The organism is Microbulbifer rhizosphaerae (assembly GCF_014191725.1).
Lineage (GTDB): Bacteria > Pseudomonadota > Gammaproteobacteria > Pseudomonadales > Cellvibrionaceae > Microbulbifer > Microbulbifer rhizosphaerae.
Window position 1 is genome coordinate 224,730 of the sequence record NZ_JACHWZ010000002.1, and the last position, 19,183, is coordinate 243,912.

General features: G+C 60.5%; 19 protein-coding genes. 10 read left to right on the top strand and 9 right to left on the bottom strand.

Going from position 1 to position 19,183, the window contains the following annotated elements:
- Nucleotides 1–116: 116 nt before the first annotated feature.
- Nucleotides 117–476 carry a hypothetical protein gene (locus FHS09_RS02765; RefSeq protein WP_183456469.1) on the top strand — a complete coding sequence of 120 codons (360 nt, stop codon included), beginning with the start codon at nucleotides 117–119 and terminating at the stop codon, nucleotides 474–476.
- A 339-nt stretch (nucleotides 477–815) separates the two neighbouring features.
- Here FHS09_RS02765 and FHS09_RS02770 read toward each other — a convergent pair whose 3' ends face one another.
- Nucleotides 816–1,220: a GFA family protein gene (locus FHS09_RS02770; RefSeq protein ID WP_183456471.1), complete on the bottom strand. Its 405-nt coding sequence runs from the start codon at nucleotides 1,218–1,220 to the stop codon at nucleotides 816–818.
- A gap of 116 nt (nucleotides 1,221–1,336) precedes the next feature.
- Here FHS09_RS02770 and FHS09_RS02775 point away from each other — a divergent pair, with 116 nt between their 5' ends.
- Nucleotides 1,337–2,287, top strand: coding sequence for a helix-turn-helix transcriptional regulator (locus FHS09_RS02775; RefSeq protein ID WP_183456473.1), 951 nt, complete (start codon nucleotides 1,337–1,339; stop codon nucleotides 2,285–2,287).
- Between the two features lie 49 nt (nucleotides 2,288–2,336).
- Nucleotides 2,337–3,857 carry a phospholipase D-like domain-containing protein gene (locus tag FHS09_RS02780; RefSeq protein ID WP_183456475.1) on the top strand — a complete coding sequence of 507 codons (1,521 nt, stop codon included), beginning with the start codon at nucleotides 2,337–2,339 and terminating at the stop codon, nucleotides 3,855–3,857.
- A gap of 173 nt (nucleotides 3,858–4,030) precedes the next feature.
- On the opposite strand, the gene FHS09_RS02785 is transcribed toward FHS09_RS02780, so the two are convergent.
- Together FHS09_RS02785 and FHS09_RS02790 are read right to left on the bottom strand one after the other, a co-directional pair.
- Nucleotides 4,031–4,447, bottom strand: a complete 417-nt coding sequence (locus tag FHS09_RS02785; protein WP_183456477.1) for a CBS domain-containing protein — start codon at nucleotides 4,445–4,447, stop codon at nucleotides 4,031–4,033.
- A gap of 87 nt (nucleotides 4,448–4,534) precedes the next feature.
- On the bottom strand, nucleotides 4,535–4,963 hold the full coding sequence (locus tag FHS09_RS02790) for an Hsp20/alpha crystallin family protein (RefSeq protein WP_183456479.1): 429 nt from the start codon (nucleotides 4,961–4,963) through the stop codon (nucleotides 4,535–4,537).
- A 380-nt stretch (nucleotides 4,964–5,343) separates the two neighbouring features.
- On the opposite strand from FHS09_RS02790, the gene FHS09_RS02795 reads away from it, so the two are divergent.
- Together FHS09_RS02795 and corA are read left to right on the top strand one after the other, a co-directional pair.
- Nucleotides 5,344–5,781, top strand: a complete 438-nt coding sequence (locus tag FHS09_RS02795) for a host attachment protein (protein WP_183456481.1) — start codon at nucleotides 5,344–5,346, stop codon at nucleotides 5,779–5,781.
- Between the two features lie 81 nt (nucleotides 5,782–5,862).
- Nucleotides 5,863–6,816, top strand: a complete 954-nt coding sequence (corA, locus tag FHS09_RS02800; RefSeq protein WP_183456483.1) for a magnesium/cobalt transporter CorA — start codon at nucleotides 5,863–5,865, stop codon at nucleotides 6,814–6,816.
- 258 nt (nucleotides 6,817–7,074) lie between these two features.
- On the opposite strand, the gene FHS09_RS02805 is transcribed toward corA, so the two are convergent.
- Entirely contained in the window at nucleotides 7,075–8,586 is a 1,512-nt protein-coding gene (locus FHS09_RS02805; RefSeq protein ID WP_343057387.1) for a dipeptidase, read from the bottom strand.
- Between the two features lie 151 nt (nucleotides 8,587–8,737).
- Here FHS09_RS02805 and FHS09_RS02810 point away from each other — a divergent pair, with 151 nt between their 5' ends.
- The 3 genes from FHS09_RS02810 to FHS09_RS02820 all read left to right on the top strand — a co-directional run bounded on the left by FHS09_RS02810 (nucleotide 8,738) and on the right by FHS09_RS02820 (nucleotide 10,864).
- Nucleotides 8,738–9,400 carry a hypothetical protein gene (locus FHS09_RS02810; protein ID WP_183456485.1) on the top strand — a complete coding sequence of 221 codons (663 nt, stop codon included), beginning with the start codon at nucleotides 8,738–8,740 and terminating at the stop codon, nucleotides 9,398–9,400.
- Nucleotides 9,401–9,701: 301 nt separating this feature from the next.
- Nucleotides 9,702–10,286, top strand: a complete 585-nt coding sequence (locus tag FHS09_RS02815; RefSeq protein ID WP_183456487.1) for a cytochrome b/b6 domain-containing protein — start codon at nucleotides 9,702–9,704, stop codon at nucleotides 10,284–10,286.
- A gap of 11 nt (nucleotides 10,287–10,297) precedes the next feature.
- Nucleotides 10,298–10,864 carry a YceI family protein gene (locus FHS09_RS02820; protein WP_183456489.1) on the top strand — a complete coding sequence of 189 codons (567 nt, stop codon included), beginning with the start codon at nucleotides 10,298–10,300 and terminating at the stop codon, nucleotides 10,862–10,864.
- Between the two features lie 342 nt (nucleotides 10,865–11,206).
- Here the strand turns inward: FHS09_RS02820 and FHS09_RS02825 are convergent, their stop codons facing one another.
- The 5 genes from FHS09_RS02825 to ectA form a co-directional block, all read right to left on the bottom strand.
- Nucleotides 11,207–12,667 carry a sodium/proline symporter gene (locus tag FHS09_RS02825; protein ID WP_183456491.1) on the bottom strand — a complete coding sequence of 487 codons (1,461 nt, stop codon included), beginning with the start codon at nucleotides 12,665–12,667 and terminating at the stop codon, nucleotides 11,207–11,209.
- Nucleotides 12,668–12,784: 117 nt separating this feature from the next.
- On the bottom strand, nucleotides 12,785–14,230 hold the full coding sequence (locus FHS09_RS02830) for an aspartate kinase (RefSeq protein ID WP_183456493.1): 1,446 nt from the start codon (nucleotides 14,228–14,230) through the stop codon (nucleotides 12,785–12,787).
- Nucleotides 14,231–14,311: 81 nt separating this feature from the next.
- On the bottom strand, nucleotides 14,312–14,716 hold the full coding sequence (locus FHS09_RS02835) for an ectoine synthase (protein WP_183456495.1): 405 nt from the start codon (nucleotides 14,714–14,716) through the stop codon (nucleotides 14,312–14,314).
- A gap of 131 nt (nucleotides 14,717–14,847) precedes the next feature.
- On the bottom strand, nucleotides 14,848–16,185 hold the full coding sequence (gene ectB, locus FHS09_RS02840; RefSeq protein ID WP_183456497.1) for a diaminobutyrate--2-oxoglutarate transaminase: 1,338 nt from the start codon (nucleotides 16,183–16,185) through the stop codon (nucleotides 14,848–14,850).
- A 55-nt stretch (nucleotides 16,186–16,240) separates the two neighbouring features.
- On the bottom strand, nucleotides 16,241–16,885 hold the full coding sequence (gene ectA, locus FHS09_RS02845) for a diaminobutyrate acetyltransferase (RefSeq protein ID WP_246394334.1): 645 nt from the start codon (nucleotides 16,883–16,885) through the stop codon (nucleotides 16,241–16,243).
- A 333-nt stretch (nucleotides 16,886–17,218) separates the two neighbouring features.
- On the opposite strand from ectA, the gene FHS09_RS02850 reads away from it, so the two are divergent.
- Together FHS09_RS02850 and FHS09_RS02855 are read left to right on the top strand one after the other, a co-directional pair.
- On the top strand, nucleotides 17,219–17,740 hold the full coding sequence (locus FHS09_RS02850; RefSeq protein ID WP_183456759.1) for a MarR family winged helix-turn-helix transcriptional regulator: 522 nt from the start codon (nucleotides 17,219–17,221) through the stop codon (nucleotides 17,738–17,740).
- A gap of 426 nt (nucleotides 17,741–18,166) precedes the next feature.
- On the top strand, nucleotides 18,167–19,153 hold the full coding sequence (locus FHS09_RS02855; protein ID WP_246394336.1) for an FHA domain-containing protein: 987 nt from the start codon (nucleotides 18,167–18,169) through the stop codon (nucleotides 19,151–19,153).
- The last annotated feature ends 30 nt before the right edge of the window (nucleotides 19,154–19,183 follow it).

Below are 19,183 nucleotides of genomic sequence, written 5' to 3' on the forward strand. Positions count from 1 at the left end.
AGGAGGCGGCCCGCTGATATCACTATTTAGTACCAGACAGGACACTATTGGCCCGAACTTTGCCTGCTTGTATCGGTAAGGGGTAACCGCGACCAGGTAAAGGAGGGGGCCTAGCGATGAAAAACAACTACTGGCTGATGACTTCCGACGCGCTGACCATTCTGCGCAGACTGGGCAGACGGCTGCAGGCGGAATTTGATATCTGCCTGCGCTTTTCCGACGACAACCTGGAGCAAAAACTGGGACGGGCAAAGGCGAAATCCGCGGACACTGAAACCCGGCAGTTGATTGGCAAGCTCGAGGAGATACGCGGCATGCCCTTTCTCACCGGAGGCCAAGCCCTGCCCCGCCTGTACCGGGGACACCCGAAACTGAACGAGCCACGTCAAAAGGATATCTACGAGCTGATCTACGGTGAGGATCCGGCGCGGCACGATCCGTTCCGGCAACACAGGCTTTCACCCATAAAAATGTAAAGGGGGCAGAGGGTGTACCAGAACCAGATCCCCAGGACCTGAGCAGCCCTGTCCCGCACCCGACCGCAAAAAAACAGACCCCCCAAATTTCTCCTTGTACAGCAGAATGTCTCCGGATATCATTAACGATAATGATTAGCATTTAGATTAACTGCCAATCATCCGGAAACCACCACCTGCTGAACGCGGTCCACGGAAGGGCCGGTCCCCAACCCCAGCCGGCATCTCTGGGCGGGGGCAGACCGATGTATACGCCCACCGGTCTCGTATTGATGTGCAGGGATGCACTTCTTTTTATTTTCCAGCCTCAGAAGCGCAAGCTGGGGCCTGTCCATATCCTTACAGGTGGCGGGTTTCCGCCGGCTCGCACCACCAGTTGTCGTTGCGCCCGTCGAAGTATTTTACCGGCGCCTCGATCAGTTCCCGCGGTTCCACATCGTCCAGCGCGGCGAGGTTGATGGAAACATAATCGCCGCCGATCTCTTCCACATACCCCCGCCCGAAAGGCCTGATACCGCACCGTTTGCAGAACAGGTGGTGTCCCACCTTGCCGCCGAACTGGTAGTCGCTGAGCGATGTCTCTCCCCGCAGCAGGCGAAAATCCCCCGGCGCAACGATGGCACCCCAGCCACGCTGTTTGGTGCAGATGGAACAGTTGCACTTGCCGGTTCCGGCACTCAGATCCAGATCCACTTCAAATTGCACTTCACCGCAATGACAGCTGCCCGAATAGGTCTTTTTCATCGTTGGGTCTCCCTGGCTCAAGATGTAATCAATGGCGGGCATACTGTAGTGGTCATTTAGGATATATTCGGCCCTAAAAGACGGAAAAAAATCTCCCAGAGGCGCAACAAAAACCCATGTCAAACCCCACCACCCGCGTACTTTACCTGCTGGAACTGTTGCAGAGCCGCGGCCAGCTCAGCGGTCGCGAGCTGGCGGATCAACTGGGCGTGGACGGGCGCACCCTGCGCCGCTATATAGCCACCCTCGAAGACCTGGGCATTCCGATCATCGCGGAACGGGGCCGCTACGGCGGCTACTCGCTGGTGGCCGGCTTCAAGCTGCCGCCGATGATGTTCACCAACGAGGAGACCCTGGCCATTTCCCTGGGGCTTCTGGCGGCGCGCGAATTGGGCGCCCGCGAAGCGGCGCCGGCAGCGGAAAGCGCTCAGGCGAAACTGGAAAGGGTGATGCCGCAGAATCTCAAACAGCGCCTGCGCGCCCTGAGAGAGACCGTCACCCTGGACTTCTCCCCCCAGGCCATCGCCGACAGCGAACTGGTCGCCACCCTCGCCGCCGCGGCCCAGTCGCTGCACAGTGTGCAGTTCAGTTATCTGGACAACCGCGAACGGCAAACCCGGCGCAACTTCAACCCCTACGGCCTGGTGTTCCGCCGCGGCCGCTGGTATGCCGTGGGCCACTGCCACCTGCGCGACGCCATCCGCTCCTTCCGCCTGGACCGCATGGGGAAGCTGCAGCCCCTGCAAATGCCCTTTCAGCGGCCGCGGGATTTCGACGCCGCCGACTACCTGAAACGGAGCCTGGCGGAAATCCCCCGCGCAATCCCGGTGGAACTGCTGCTGCGCACCGATCTGCCCACCGCCAGTGCGGAACTGGACGGCCATATGGGAATACTCACCCCCATGGACGACGGCGTGCTGCTGCAAACGCGCACCGGCTGTCTCAAATGGTTTGCGCGCCAGCTGACCAGGCTGCCATTCAAGTTTTCCATCCAGCGGCCACAGGAACTGAAAGAGGAGCTGGGCGCGCTGGCGCGGGAGCTGCTCGCGATCGCCGGGGAAGCTTGAGGCGGCGGCTATACTCGCTGTTGTTACCAACGGGCACATGGAAGTCGCCTTGCGCCACATCACTCTGCTCCTGCTGATCACCTGCCTGAGCGCCTGTTCCGGGCAGGCGGTCTTTCCCGATCCCCCGCCCAGAGCCGGCAGCTACCAGTTGGACCCGCCCGCGGACGCGCCCCTGGCGCGGATCACCGGGCGCCTCACCGCCGCGCACCGGGGCCTGAGCGGAGTCTACCCGGTGACCTCGGCTCAGAACGCGCTGGCGGTGCGCCTGGCGGCGATTCGCTCGGCGCGGAGCTCCATCGATATCCAGTATTTTATTTTTCGCCGCGACGAAACCGGCCTGCTGCTCACCCGCGAACTGATCGAGGCCGCCAATCGCGGGGTGCGCATCCGCTTCCTGCTGGACGATTTCACCACCGGCGACGCGGACAGGGTGCTGGCGTTGCTCGACCTCCATCCCAATATTCAGATCCGCCTTTTCAATCCCTTTCCCCACAAAGGGCCGCGCGCACTGGAACTGCTGGCGGATTTCCCCCGCCTGCACCGGCGCATGCACAACAAATCCCTCACCGCGGACAACCGAGTCAGTTTTATCGGTGGGCGCAACCTCAGCAACCAGTATTTCGGCATTGATAAGACCATCACCTTCGGCGACCTGGACCTGCTCGCCATCGGTCCGGTGGTATCGGACATCTCTCGCCAGTTCGACCTCTACTGGAACAGTCGCTACAGCTTTCCGGTCAGCTCGGTGATCGACTACCGGCCGACACTCGCCCAGCAGCAGGATTTCGTGGACGAGTTGAACAGCAATGCGCAGCAACTGCTGGCCAGCGACTACGGCAGGAGCCTGGAACGCTCACCGGTGATTCGCACCCTGAGTGACGACGACGGACTCTGGTATTGGGGGAAAACGCTGGCCGTCTACGATCCACCGGACAAGATAACGCTGGCACCGCCGGAAGCCGGCCGCTACGCCGAACGGGACTTGCTGTGGCGCATCAACGCCGCAAAACAGCAGCTGATCATTATCAGTCCCTATGTGCTGCCCGGCCCCTATTACCTGGGACAATTGATCGCGGCGGCACAGCGGGGAGTGGAGGTTCATATCCTTACCGCCTCGCTGTCGTCCAGCGATATGGTGCTGGTGCACGGCGCCTACCGCAAATACCGCAAGCCGCTGCTGGAGGCGGGCATCCACCTGTACGAGATGTCCAACGCGCGCAAGTATAAGCTGGACAACTGGCGGGAGGGCTCCCGTTCCCTGCTACACGCCAAGGCGTTCGCAGTGGACAAGCAGACGCTCTATGTGGGGTCGCTCAACCTGGACCCGCGCTCCATCTACCTGAACACGGAACTGGGCCTGCTGATTGAATCACCACAGCTAACGGGCAAAGTAGCGGAAAATTTTATCGAAAATATTCCCCATCACGCCTACCGGCTGGAGCTGCGCAATGGCAGCATCTACTGGCACCGGGAGGACGGCGAGGTGCTGACCCGTGATCCCGGTGCCAGCTTGTTGCAGAGATTGGGTTCGAGAATCGGCAGCTGGCTGCCGATCGAACATCTTCTCTAGCCCGCATTTCTCCCACATTTCCTCCTGCCCCAGAGCACGACCTGGCTGGTTTTCGCTCGTTCGGAGTGCTCAACGTACCGCAAAGTACGCCTGCGCGCCGCTCCCGTCGCGAAAGCCAGCCATGCCGCACTCTGGAACCGCCTCGCTACGGACCTTTGTGAGAAATGCGGGCTCTAGTGGTGCGCCGAAACCGAAGATGCGAATTCCGCGGCCTGCTGGGGAGGCGCTGAGTGGGTAATATCCCCCAAACTCAGAATACCCACCATGCGCTTCTCGCTGTTCATTACCGGCATGCGACGCAACTGGTTTTCCTCCATCTTCTGGAGAGCGGAATCCAGGTCGTCGTCCTCCCAGCACCAGGCGACTCCCTCGGTCATCACATCCCGGGCGGTCAGCGAGGACAGATCGCGCCCCTCCGCCACACCGCGGCAACAGATATCGCGGTCGGTCACCATGCCGATGAGCTTGTCATTTTCACCGATCGGCACCGAGCCGATATCCTCGTCGCGCAGGATCTTTGCCACTTCTGGCAAGGATGAGTCCGGAGAGCACCAGGTGCACCCTTTGTGCATTGCTTGCTTGACTTTCATCACATACCTCCTACTTCAGTTATATAACCCGCAGTGTAGGGTCGGTGGCGAGCATCGCCACCTCCCCGCGGGAACAGCCCCGCACCGTCAGTGGATTTCAATGCGGTGGCTGCGCGGTACCGCTTCTTCGCGCTTGGGTGCCTTCAGAGTCAGGACACCATCTTTGAAATTTGCATCGATCTCGTCCTCACTGACATCGGAGCCGAGATTGAAGCTGCGCATGAATTTGCCGTAACGCCGCTCCTGGCGAATCACCCGGCCTTCCTTTTCCTCTTTCTCCTCGCGGTGCACCTCGGCCTCCAGAGTGAGCACACCGTTTTCCAGAGTCACATTGATATCGTCGCGACTAACGCCGGGAAGTTCGGCGCTGATCTCGTAATTCTTCTTCGTCTCACGCACGTCGATACGCGGAGAGAAAAAGCCTTCCTTGCCTTCACCTATGGTGCGCACAGGGGACATAAACTGCTCGAAAATATTGTCCAGGTCGAATAGCGATCCGCGTGGTACAAGGCTCATGGTGTAAATCTCCTACGAGTAAATGAAAAAAAACCGCACCGCGGCTCCGGCACGATTCCCCGGAAACCACGATTTAGTGTTTCGTCAATAAGTCTAGAGAAATGGACGCCACTCGGTAGCGGGAAGTTGAAAAAATTTCCTAGAGTATCTGCGCAGCGGGCGACTGCGGCCGATGCCAGTTCAAAGACTATTGCCTTATAAAAAACTCGTTCCTGATAACTCCCGGTTCACAGCCATTAATGGCTCCCGGCAACGACGGTTTCAACTAGCCCGGATATTGCGCCACGGGCCACGATGATCGCGCAGAGATCTGCGCGCTCAGTGCAGTCCTAAGTCCGACAGGCTGCTAGCATTAAGGGAGAACAACCGAGGAAATTCTCATGGCACTTGCATGGGTAATCGTGGCCAATCAGTCCCGCGCACGCCTGTTTGAAGCCCAGAAGCGCGCCGGCGCCCTCACCGAACTGGAGACGATGATCCATCCGGAGACGCGCCTCAAAGGCCGGGACATCGAGACAGACGCCCCCGGGCGCGCCTTCGACAGCGGCGGCGAGGGCCGCCATGCTATGGGCAACGTGCGGGAGCTGCACAACCGCGCGGGGCGAACCTTCGCCCGCGAGATCGCCCACGCCCTGGAGCGCGGGCGGCAGGAGGGGCGCTACGAAAAACTCTACATAGTGGCGGAACCGCACATGGTGGGCAGCCTGCGCGAAGCCCTCAAGCCGCCCACCCTGGCCACCATCGCCGGCGAGACCGGCAAGAACCTGGTGAGCTGCGAGGCGGAGGAGATCCGCGCGCAGTTGCCGACGTGGCTCTGACCGGCCCGCGAATATTGATTTGTACCCCGCGGATTGCAAATATGTCCCACCTATCGACTACAAGGACTACGGGACACGGCAATGCTGAGACTCTTCGAGATCAGGCGGGGCGCTATCGCCGAGCAGCCCGCCGACACGGGTGCCACTGAAAAGCAGCTCACGGAGGCCGTATGGGTCGACCTGCAGGAGCCCCAGGAGGAAGAACGCAAACTGCTGGAACAACTGCTGCGCACCGAGCTGCCGGAGTCTGAGGATGTCGAGGAAATCGAGGCATCGGCACGCTACTACATAGACCATGCCGGCGTTCACATACACTCCCTTTTCCTGACCCAGAGCGAGGGCCGCCACAACACCGCCAGCGTGGCCTTTCTCCTGCAGCCACAGCGGCTGATTACCGTGCGCGACAGCGACCTGGCGGACTTCCGCCTGCTGCGCATGCGCGCCCGGCGAGGCCAGGTGGAGGCGCACAGTGCCCAGGAGCTGTGCGTACTGGTGTTCGAGCAGAAAGTGGAAAACCTGGCGGACGCCCTGGAGGATATCCACCTCAAGTTGGGCGAGGTCAGCCACCTGGTGCTGGAGGACGAAGCCGCGGAACTGGAGGACGCCATCGACCAACTGGCCAAGCTGGAGGACAGCAACGGTAAGGTGCGCCTGTGCCTGATGGACACCCGCCGCTCCATCACCTTTTTACAGCGCCATATCAAGATCGACAACGAACTGCAGGAGACGGTGCGGGACATCATCCGCGATATCGACACCCTGATGGCCCACACCACCTTCCTGTTCGACAAGATCAACTTTCTGATGGACTCCACCCAGGGGTTTATCAATATCGAACAGACCAACATCATCAAGATGTTTTCCATTGCCGCGGTGGTCTTTCTGCCCCCCACTACCGTGGCCAGCATCTATGGAATGAACTTCGAATTCATGCCGGAGCTGAAATGGCTGCTGGGCTATCCTTTCGCTCTGGTACTGATCGTACTGTCCGGGATAGCGCCCTACTGGTATTTCAAGAAAAAGGGGTGGTTGTGATGGAGGCGGCATAGAACTCTTCATACCGGCGCAGGCCGGTATCCAGTTCAGTTGTAGGATGGGCACAAATCGGCAGGATTGCCGATTTGGACGCCGCAGGCGCCCGCGAAGCGGGCGAGCGCCATGGATGGCGCGAGTCAACGGAGCGCAGCGACGTGCCCATCTTTCCGGCCTTGATGGGCACGCTACGCTTTGCCCATCCTACAAAAAATCACCCTGCCGACTCTTAACTTGATGTTCGACCTATAAGCAGCTCGATCACAGATTGGCGATCTCGACCATCATCGCCGTGTACATCTTCAGGTTGAGGCGGAACTGCTCCTCGGTGAGGAACTCGTGCTCGGAGTGGCCGCTGTAAGCCACCCCCGGCATGGAGGGGCCGAAACTCACCGCGTTGGGCAGCAGTTTGGCATTGGTGGAGCCGCCGATGGCCACCGGGCCCGCGTCATCCATACCCGTGTAGTGACGGAACACCGTCAGCAACGGCTCCAAATGGGGAGCGTTTTCCACCCGGTAAGGTTCTCCCAGGTCCACCTCCACTTTACCCAGCGCGATATCGCGGCGCTTCTGCCATTCACCCAATGCCTTGTGTATTTCCCGGTCCAGTTGTCCGGCGCTTTTGCCGGTGGGGCGGCGCAGGTTGAGATGGGTGATCAATCCACTGTCGTCCTTCTTGACCATGGTCACCGCCGCGGTCATCGGCCCCATAAAATCGTCCGTATAGGCGATATCGCCGAACTGCTCCGCGACGATGCCGGTACCCACCAGATCGTTCAGGTAGTGCACGGTGGTGCCGGCGGCATTGGCGGGCCAGTCGTACACTTTTAGCGCGTCGGCGAGAAAGGCGATGGCGTTGACGCCGTGCTCCGGCTCGGAACTGTGAGTGGCCTTGCCCCGCGCGGTGATCTCCAGCGCGGCGTCCGGCGATTCAAAGGTGTAGCGGATCTGCGGGTGCCCATCCGCACGGGCACGTATTGCCCGCACCAGCTCAGGAGTGGCGTTGATCACCCTGGCGTGGGCTTCGTCCGGCACCTGGCTTCGGAAATAGCCGCCGTAGAATTCGTCCAGGTAGGGGCGGTCACTGTGCTCCACGGTTTTTGGCGCCGCCGTGACGCGCACCTCGCTCCAGCCTTTTTCCGCGGTCACCACCGGGTAGCTGGCATCGATGGTGATATTGTACTCGGGCATGTCGTAATCCTTCAGGAAGGCCTTCAACGGCTCCCAGTCGGACTCCTCCGCCAGGTAAACCAGCAGTTCGATACGCCGCTTCATCGGCACTTCCCGGTCCTTGATCGCCTTCATCGCGTAGAGCGCGGTGGCGATGGGACCCTTGTCGTCCTCGGTGCCGCGGCCGATCAGTTTGCCCGGTTCGCTCTCGCGGTCGAGTTCGAAAGGGCTCCTGGCCCATTTGGAGGCATCCGCCGGCTGCACGTCGCCGTGGGTGACGATGCCGATTTTCCGCTCCCCTTCACCCAGGGCGATCACCACCACATGGCCGTGATCCTGATACTCCAGGCCCAACTCCCCAGCCTTGTTACGCAGGGCACGCTTGAAGCCGGTAAATTCCCGGTTTTCCTCAAACGCCAGATCCTCCCGGGCGACGGTCTGGAAACGCACCAGTTCCGCCAGGGTCCCGGTCATCGCGGGCTCGTACTTTCGCACTGCGTAGTCGGCGGTATCCCGGGCCTCCCGGGACACATCGGCCGCGGCGGCCAGGGGCACAATCAACAGCAACAGCAAAAAACGCGAGACAGGGGAATTGCATTTCACAGCCGGCTCCTTATTTCAAATTATTGAAATCGGATTCTACTCGCCACCCGTGGATAAATCCTGCGCCGGCAACACTGGTCGTCGCGGCTCCATGGCCCTCCGTCTCAACTGCTAAAATAAGCCTGAAAAGCGCCACGCCGGGAACCCGCCAATGGGACAGACAACTTTCCACCGCAGACAGTGGCTGAGCATACAACAGGCGGTAAGCCACCTGAGCGCTGTGGCGGAGGAACCGCTGACCAGCGCGGATCTCGCCGACCTGGCCGAGGAATATCAACTGGATCTCTACTGGTACCGCCCCGGCCAATTGCTCGCCTACGCCGACGACCGCGGTATCCGCGAACTGGAGACGCCCCTGCGCCTGTGCCCGGAAAACCACAGCGACTGGCAGGCGATCGCGGGCATATTGCGCCACCGCCCCGCCCTGCCCGCCTACGAACAAGACACCCCACTGCTGGAGGATGCGGAGGGCAACCGCCTGCGTATCACCTTCGAGCGGAGCCAGCGCCCCGAGCCTTTCAGCAGCCGCTGGTATCCCACTTTTGCCGAACTGGTGGTGAAGCGCAGCCAGTTGGAACAACTGGAGCCGCAGATATTCTCCTCCCCGCAGGAAACGGACAGTGAATTGAAAGCACACCTGCTGCTCAATGTGATCTGGGAGCTGGAACAGTTGGCTCTGGACGGCTCGAAGCCGGGGCTCTCCCCCGCCTGGTTGGCAAGTGAACTGGCGCGCCGCAACGGGGATATCGATCGCAGTGCCGTGGAGCGGGTACTGGCGGCGGCAGAGCGGGAGGGGGCGCGGCAGGCGCACTGATCCGCTTTTCCCTTGGTGGGAACGGTTCCCGGGACCGCGGAGCTCCAGCTCCGCACGCGGGCCGAAGGCCCCCCCTCTCCCCCAGCCCCTCTCCCGCGGGCAGGAGAGGGGAGCAGGTACAAAAATCGGCTTTCCTGCCAATTTTTGACTCGCCACTTCCTTGTGGCTCACCCTCCGGGCGCCTTCGGCGTCGAAATTGGCTTTCCTGCCAATTTTTCGATAGGTTCGTTCAGGTTTTTTCGCTGTTCCGTCGCTTCGGAGTTTTTATAATGGGCGGCTTGCGGACAATAGGGGAGCTGTCGTGCCGGCCAGAAACAGCAACACGGAATACGGGTGGGTGGCCATTGCCCTGCACTGGCTGATGGCTCCCGCCATTATCGGGATGTTCGCCCTGGGCTGGTGGATGCGCCAGCTTTCCTACTACGACCCCTGGTACCGCCAGGGCCCGGAACTGCACAAGGGCGTCGGCATCATCCTGCTGGGGCTGCTGCTGGTGCGCCTGGCCTGGAAGTTCATGAATCCCAGTCCGGCGGCGGAGGCCGGAACCCCACGCTGGCAGGAAACACTGGCGCGCCTGGCTCACAGTGTCATCTATCTGTTGCTGCTGGCGATCATGTTATCCGGTTACCTGATTTCCACCGCCGATGGCCGTCCCATCGACGTGTTCGGCCTGTTCGAAGTGCCGGCGACGATCCGCGGCATCGAGAGCCAGGAGGACATCGCCGGGCTGGTGCACGAGGTGCTTGCCTGGAGCCTGATGGCCCTGGTGGCCCTGCACGCGTTGGCGGCACTGAAACACCACTTTATCGACCGCGACGCCACCCTGCGCAAAATGCTCGGGCGCGGTGTCGCAATCGCCAACTCCAACCCCGCAATCACAAAATAAGGAAGCAACCAATGAAAAAACTCACTGCACTGCTGTTTGCCGCGCTGATCGGCACGACCGCCCAGGCCGCGGATTACAAAATCGATACCAGCGGCGCCCATGCGTTTGTCCAGTTCCGCATCAAGCACCTGGGTTACAGCTGGCTGTACGGCCGCTTCGACAAATTCGACGGCTCCTTCTCCTACGACGAAGAAAACCCGCAATCCTCTTCCGTAGAGGTGAAAATCGATACCACCAGCCTCGACAGCAACCACGCCGAACGCGACAAGCACCTGCGCGGCTCCGATTTCCTTAACGTCTCCAAATTCCCCACCGCGACCTTCAAGAGCACCGGCTTTAAGCCCCTGGGCGACGGCAAGGCCGAACTGACCGGCGACCTGACCCTGCACGGCGTCACCAAGGAAATTACCATCGATGTGACCAACATCGGCGGCGGCAAGGACCCCTGGGGCGGCGAGCGCCAGGGTTTCAGCGGCACCACTGAGTTCAAGCTGAAGGACTTCGGTATCGACTATGATCTGGGACCGGCGTCACAGACCGTGGAAATGATTTTGGATGTGGAAGGCGTTAAGATTTAATGCGGAGTGATGAATGCGGAATGCGGAATGAATACGCGATCTGACATCATGCCGTAGGAGCGGCCCATGGCCGCGACCAACCCTTCCGGGGCGAAGCCCCAACGAAAAAGCCCGGCACAATGCCGGGCTTTTTTCTTGCTTCAATCACGGCCAACGGCCACTCCTGCATTCATCATTCATGAAGTGCGTCCCTGCACTTCACCCGCTTCGCGGGCAGCCTTCGGCTGTGTAAATCTGCTCCCGGCAGATTTGTCCGCACTCCGCACTCCGCACTCTGCATTCCGCATTCCGCATTCCGCATTCCGCATTCCGCATTCCGCATTCCGCATTCATCATTCCACCCTACGCCCCGACGCTCGATAATTTCGCCGGACCGGACAGGCCGCAGAGCCGACCCACGCCGTATACCAACCAGGTGCTCACCACCGCCGGCAAAACTTCGAAGATGGTCGCATTGAGCCCCGACATGCGCCAGCCAATGGCCACCGCGCTAGCCACCAGTACCATCGCGATGGTCAGCGACTCGCGGGGCCGCCCGCCCAGCGCATAGACCACCAATAGACCACCGAAGGCAGAGCCCAGCACACCCCAGGCGAACAGCACCAGGTTGAACACATTCTCCTTGGCGAACAGGGCGATCAGCAGAGACCCGCCAACCACCACCAGCGTGGCGACGCGGGCGGTACCGTAGCCGTGCCAGCGCGAGGGCATCAGGTCCCGGGACAGGCAGGCGCTGCAGCTTAGTATCAACGAATCCACAGTGGAAATAGTGGCCGCAAAAAGCCCCGCCAGCACCAGTCCGGTGGCCGCCGGATGCAGCAGCACCTCCGCCATCACCGGCAGGGCCAGTTCCGCGTCCAGCTCACCGCCGTTCATCACCAGGGACGGGTTCACCGCCCCCTGGTCCATCAGCAGACGCGCCATCATGCCCACGCTCACCGCCAGGGTGTAGAAGGCCACGAACCAAAGATAGTAATAGATGCGCGCCCGGCGAATGCTTTTCACATCATTGCAGGCCATAAAGCGCACCATCACATGGGGCTGGCCGATCACCGCCGCCCCGGCGAAGGTCCAGCCAATCAGGAACAGCAGGGCACCGTTCAAACCGCTGGCGGCGGACTCGGCGGGGAAAAACTGAAAGAAACTGGGCGAAACCTCGTGCAGACCGGTCCAGGCCGGCTGCCAACCACCGACGGTGGACACCGCCGCAACCAGCATCACCGTCATGGCGACGATCATCACCACCGACTGTGCGGCATCGGTCCACACCGAGGCCCGCAAGCCGCCGGAAAAACCGTAACAGAGCACCATCACCGCGCCGATAATCGCGCCGGTGCGCAGATCCCAGCCGAACAGGGCCTGCAGGGCCTTGCCGCCGGCCTTGAACTGGGCGGCAGCGTAAACGCCCAGCAACGCCACGGCGATCAGTGCGGCCACCACCTTGAGAAGCTGGAAATTTTCCCCGCCCCAGCGGGACAACAGCTCCGGGATGGTGAGGGTACCGCGTTGCTCGGTCATCTGCCGCACCTTGCGCGTCACCATGGTAGCGGCCATCCAGTCCCCCAGGATCCAACCCACCATCATGGTGAACGCCGGCAAACCGGTGGCGTAGGTGTAGCCGATCACCCCGATGAACATAAAGCCGGAATTGTTGGTGGCCACCGCGGAAAGACCGGTGAGCGAAGGCGGCACGGAACTGCCGGCGAGCAGGTAGTCGGACTGCTTCTTGGAGCGGACCAGCACCGACGAAAAGCCGATCAGGAGGAAGATCAACAGGAAACCGAGAAAACTGGCAAGCAGCATGGAATAGCACCCCTCGGACATCAAACCTCACCGGCACCCCGAAACACGGGGTGCCGGGCAAAGGTTTTAATTATTTTTAAAATGTTTCCGCGCCAGGATACCACCTAGGGCGAGGACTTAGGCCGCGCATATTGCATCGCCGTGTTCATAAACCTCCACCAGCGCGTGGTGCAGGCTTTTCACTGCGACTTCATAATCGCTTTCATTCACCACAAACTGCATATCCACCTGCCGCATGGACTGGTGCACCGCAAGAATACTGATACCGGATTGTGCCAACGCGGCCACCGCGCGCGCGAGCATACCGGGCACCTTCATATCGCTGCCGATTGCGGAGACCACTGCCACCTTGCGCACCTGGATATCGCAGTCCGGATATTGCTCACAGATAGCACTGCGAATACGCTTTACAGTTTTCAGGTTGTTGGCCAGAAAATGCGTAATGGTATTGGCGTTGGTGTCCTTGGTAACCACGCTGCCTTTAAAGCGCCCGATGATTTCGTTGATGGTGCGATCATAGGCCGTCATACTGCCCATCATGTCCTGGTCGAAACATTCCACCGCATAGATATTCTTGCGCCCGGCAATAATCTCCACGCAGGGGGTTTCGCTGACATAGTCGCCGGTCACCAGGGTGCCGCGGTGTTCCGGCTCAAAGGTGTTCATTACCCGCAGCGGGATTTCCTGCTGACGCAGCCCCTTGGCGGCGCGGGGGTGGATGGCTTCCATGCCCAGGTTGGCCAGTTGGTCCGCCACGTCGTAGTTGGTGCGGCCGATGGGCACCGCCTGGTTTTCCCCCACCAGTCGCGGATCGGCGCTACTCAGGTGGTATTCCTTGTGAATGATCGCCTCGCGCGCACCGGTGATCACCGCGATGCGGCTGAAGGTCATCTCGCTATAGCCGCGGGCGAAGGTTTTCATCAGTCCCTCGCGGGTATGTGCATAGCCGGTGACAATGGGCAGTTCCCTGGCGAGATCGATATCGCGGAAGGCGCGCTCGATGCGCTCGTCCAGGGTCAAGTGGTCGCTGTCCCGCCAGCCGGTGAGGTCGACGAAGCGCGCCTCGATGCCCTCCTGGCGCAACAGCTGTGCCGTGTTCCAGGCGCTGTGCGTCTCACCCAGGCTGGCGAGCATCTCGCTGACGGTATCGAGATGGCCCTCGAGGGCAAAGTGGCCGTGCTGGCAGAGCCGCTCCAGATCCGCGAGGCAGCGCTGCGTGTCTTCCAGGCGCTCGCCGATAAACTCATTGGCCTTGCCGCGCAGTGCCGGATCTTCAAACAGCGCGGCGTTGATTTCCTCCATGCGCTCGCGGAGGCCGTGCACGGCTTCCGACCAGCTGCGCTCCTCCTCGGCACCGGCGAACAGGGCAAAGACTCCCGGGCGCCCGGATTTCTTGTGTTCCAGCAGCATGTCGGTGATGCCGCCGTAGGCGGAGACCACGAAGATACGCTGGTAAACCCCCTCGCGATCCGCCCCGCCGTTCTTCAGAATGATGTTGTCGCGAACTGCGGCATAGTCACTCATGGACGTGCCGCCGATTTTTTCCACCGTGTGTAGTTTCATGGTTTCCCTGTCAAGGATGTCGTTTCGAACTCTCGTGTCGAGGCGGGCCGCCAGCGGGCGGCCCGGGCTATGCAACATCTGTCATTTTTTGTCGGAGATTTCTTCAGCTTCCAGTTCGTAGGCGCCGCTGGCATTGTGCACTTCCTTGCCGTGCAACGGCGGGTTGAAGACACAGGCCATCTTCATTTCCGTTTTGGCGCGCAGGATATGCTTGTCGTTTTTATCCAGGATATAGATAGTCCCCGGCTGGATGGGGTAGACCTCTCCATCCACTACCGTCTCCACCTCGCCCTCGCCGGAAATGCAGTACACCGATTCCAGGTGGTTCTGGTAATGCAGATTCAGCTCGGCACCTTCATAGATGGTGGTGATATGGAAAGAGAATCCCATATTGTCGTTCTTCAGCAGCAGCCGCGTGCTCTCCCAACCTTCGGAAACCACACGGCGGGCTGTTTTTTCTGCGTCCTGTAAATTCCTGACAATCATTACTCTGCTCTCTCAAACTTCAATAGCAATGGAAAACTGCGTAGGGTGCGCCGCGCACGCACGGCGCACCCACTTACTATTCCCCTTTCGGAGATGACCAAATTTTAGTGACCATCCGGTGCTCTGCCGAATCAGGCCGCGCCGGCCAGTTCGTCTTTTTTCTCACTGTTTTCGCCGCCGTCCTCGGCAAAGAAATCGTGTTCCTCCGGTACGTCCTGGCCCTTCAGAACCTTGGCCACCGCAGCCTCGACAATATCCAGCGCCTTTTTCAGGTTGTCGTCACTGATCGTCAGCGGGCACAGGGTTTTCACCACGTGGTCGTCGGCGCCGCTGGTCTCGATCACCAGTCCGTGCCGGAAGGCCTCGCGGGTGATTTGTCCGGCCAGGTCGCCATTTACGCAGTTTAGCCCGCGGAACATACCGCGGCCGCGGGTGGTGAGGTTGCCGTCGCCGTAGTTGTCCACGATTTTTTCCAGGCGCTTCTCGATATAGTCGCCCTTACGGAGCACTTCGGCAGCGAACTTGTCGTCGCTCCAGTAGTGGTCGATCGCCGCCGTGGCGGTGACAAAGGCCAGGTTGTTGCCGCGGAAGGTGCCGTTGTGCTCGCCCGGTTTCCACTGGTCCAGCTCCGGTCGCATCAGCACGACAGCGAAGGGCAGGCCGTAGCCGCTGAGGGATTTGGACAGGGTGACAATATCCGGCACCACCCCGGACTCCTCGAAGCTGAAGTAGCTGCCGGTACGGCCGCAGCCCGCCTGGATATCGTCGATGATCAGCAGCACGTCGTGTTTCTTGCACACTTCGGAAAGATTGCGCAGCCAGGTGGTGGTGGCCGCGTTGATACCGCCCTCACCCTGCACGGTTTCGACAATCACCGCCGCCGGGTGGTCGACGCCGCTGGAGGAGTCGGACAACACCTTGTCCAGGTAAGCAGTGGTGTCGATATCTTCACCCAGGTAGCCGTCGTAAGGCATGCGGGTCACACCGGCCATGCTCACGCCGGCGGCACCGCGGTGGTGGGAGTTGCCGGTGGCGGCCAGGGACCCGGCGGTAACGCCGTGGAAGCCGTTGGTAAAGGAGATGATGTTCTCGCGCCCCTTGTACTTGCGCGCGATTTTCATCGCCGCCTCCACCGCGTTGGTGCCGGTGGGGCCGGTGAACTGCATGACGTAGCTCAGGCCGCGGGGCTGCAGGATCTTCTCGTAGAAGGTCTCCAGGAAATCGCGCTTGGCCGCGGTGTGCAGATCCAGGCCGTGGGTGATGCCGTCGCGCTCGATATATTCCAGCAGCGCCTTCTTGAAGACCGGGTTGTTGTGGCCGTAGTTGAGTGTGCCGGCACCGGCGAGGAAATCCAGGTACTGGTTACCCTCCTCGTCGTACAGGTACTCGCCCTGGGCGCGGTTGAAAATGCGCGGAAAGGCACGCGCGTAACTCTGTACTTCCGATTCGATCTCGTCAAAAACTTTCATGATGGCAATCCTTGTTGGTGAGTTTGGAGGATTGAATAGGTATAGGGGCAGGGGATCACCCGGCGCCCTTGGCCGCGCCGGTGAATGGGCCTATGCGCAGCAGGGTTTCGCTGTCGTGACGGCCGCGGAAATGGCGATCGCGATCGAACAGCACGGACTCGTCGCACTCGGCGCCGAGTTTGCGCGCGAGGCCGCGGAACAGCGCCCAGGAAGCGCGGTTATCGGGGGTGATGGTGGTTTCCAGGAAGCGCACTTCGGCGCAGCAGGGGCGGCCCAGGATCTCCCGGACCATACGGCCGGCGAGACCGAGTCCGCGGGCCTCGGCGGCGACCGCCACCTGCCAGATAAACAGGGTGTCCGGGCGCTCGGGCACCCGGTAGCCGGAGACGAAACCGACCAGGTTGCCATCCAGCTCAGCGGCGACGCTGGTGTCGGCGAAATGGCTGGCCTGTAGCAGGTTGCAGTAGATGGAATTTTCATCCAGGGGTGGGCAGCGGCCGATAAGTGCGTGGACCGCGGCGCCGTCTTCACTGAGGGGCCGGCGCAGCAGGGGCTCTGCTCCTTTGGCGCTGCGCCGCGCCTGGACCTCTCCTTCCGTGGCTTCTCCTTCAGCCCGTTCTTCCCTCGCCTGGCTGGTGGCTGTTGTTTGGCTGACGGCTCTCGTTTGGCCGATAGCTCTCGCTTTGCTGTTGGCGCTCAAATCGATACCTTTAGTTGTCAAATGTTTATTTAAAGGCCAAAAAGTAGATTTTTCCGTCCAAATCCCACTTTTTAGGTCATATTTGGCCTTTAATACATAAAACTATTTACTACTCTAAATAATTTTTTGCATAGTACTCTAACTAACGACCAAATCGCAAGACGGAGTTCCATGCAAACTGATCACAAGTCACGCAGATTGACCCCCTCGGGCAACGCTGCTGAAAGCAGCGCCCAAGGGCGGTCGCGGGACGAGACAATTGACAATCGCGACCAGGCCCCTAAAGTCGGCCACAGGCGATTCTCCCGCCGCGACCTGCAGAGCCTGCTATTAATGGACAAAATTGAAGAAGTACTGATTACCCTGCGTCGGCTGATTCGCGCCACCGACCTCCACTCCAAGCAACTGGTGAAAACCGCCGGCCTCACCGCCCCGCAATTGCTGCTGCTGCAGGCGATCCGCGAGAAGGGCCAGGTCACCATCGGCGCCCTGGCCAAGGAAATCAGTCTCAGCCAGGCGACGGTCACTACCATTCTAGACCGCCTGGAGAAGCGCGAACTGGTGTACCGGGAGCGCTCTTCGGAGGACAAGCGCAAGGTCCACGCCTACCTCACCGATAAGGGCGCGGATATCATTCGCGACGCCCCCACCCCCTTGCAGGAGCACTTCGTGCGCCAGTTTCGCGACCTGCGCGACTGGGAGCAGTCGATGATCATCTCATCCCTGCAGCGAGTGGCGCTGATGATGGACGCGGAGCATATCGACGCCTCACCGGTGCTGGATGTCGGCGACCTGGACCGCAAGGACAGCCGCCAGTTGCCGTCGGAAAAAGAAGAGGCCGACGAAGGAAATTGACCCCCAATCCAGGGAATTGACTTTCCGAACGGTTGCCGGTCCCGGCAAGGGGAATATCCGAAATCGCACACAATGATTTGCGCGCCAGCGCAAGTTTCCGGCAAAATTCCCCCGCTCAGCACTCAATCGTTGCAATCGACCGGAACTTCGGTATAAATGGACGAACAACACTAAAAGTGACCGCCAACCATAGAGTTAGCGCTCACTATTCAAGACAGGGCGCAATAACAACACCACAAAGCGCTGCTAACTACGCTTCACTGCATGGGGCCTGGGCAGTGGTTTAGCGCGCGCGGAAGACGCCTGGCGAAAAACAACCGATAGCCACTATCGGCTCCCGACGGTTAGCCTGCGGCAACCGCCCGCCTCCCGCCATTGCACCACCTGTCTGTTTCGATAAAAAACTGGGGCGAAGGGACCGACAACATGGCATGCCTGCAACACCCTGACAGGGAGCAGCCCGTCTACCTGATGGCACACCACACCATCGGCCGGCGCCAGGGCGCCGTGGACACGCGGATAACCAGCGCGGAAATTTCCGGTATCCACGCCGCCATCCAGTGGACCGGCACCCACTGGAATATTCGCGACCTGAGCCGCAACGGCACCTGGGTCAATGACCAGCAGCTGATTCCGGCAAAAAATTACCAGCTCCAGTTAGGGGACAAAATCGCCTTCGGCCGCGCCGACAATCCGCTGTGGACAGTGGAAAACCTGGACGCGCCCGAAAATCTGCTGATCGACCTGCGCACCGGCGAAGCGCAATACCTGGAGCGGTATCACCTGTTGCCCGACGAACGGGACCCGCTGGCCACCCTGCATCTGAACCCCGTCACCGGCCAGTGGCTGTACGAACTCACCGGCAATTCCAACGGCAGCGAAAACGCCCGCGTCGTCAAACACGGCGACCGCATCGACTGCGGCCGCCACGGCTGGCAACTGTTTCTCGCCGACAATCAGGGCACCACCAAGGAACTGTCCCTGGAGCAGTTGTCGATCGCCGACTTCAAACTGCGCTTCATCTCCAGCTACCACGAAGAACACGTGCAGATGCAGCTGATCCGGGAGAAAGTGAAAGTCCCGCTGCCCGGCCGCTCCCACCACTACCTGCTCCTCTATCTGGCCCGCGCGCGCATCAGGGACATAAACAGGGGGCTGGACCCGGAATTCCAGGGTTGGATTCCCATCCAGGTGGCCACCCAGGAACTGGGCCTCACCCCAAACAGCATGAATATGCAGCTCTTCCGCGCGCGTAAGCAGATCGCCGAATCCCTGCCGGACGCCATCGACACCTCGTCCCTGGTAGAGCGGCGGGCCTGGGAAATCCGCCTGGGCTGCGACCAGTTTGAGATCTATAAGGGGTCCCAACTGGAAGCTCACACGAGCGGGGCGGAGACAGTCAATGAACAGTGATCAGCATGAACAGTAAGAGCAACTCTATCG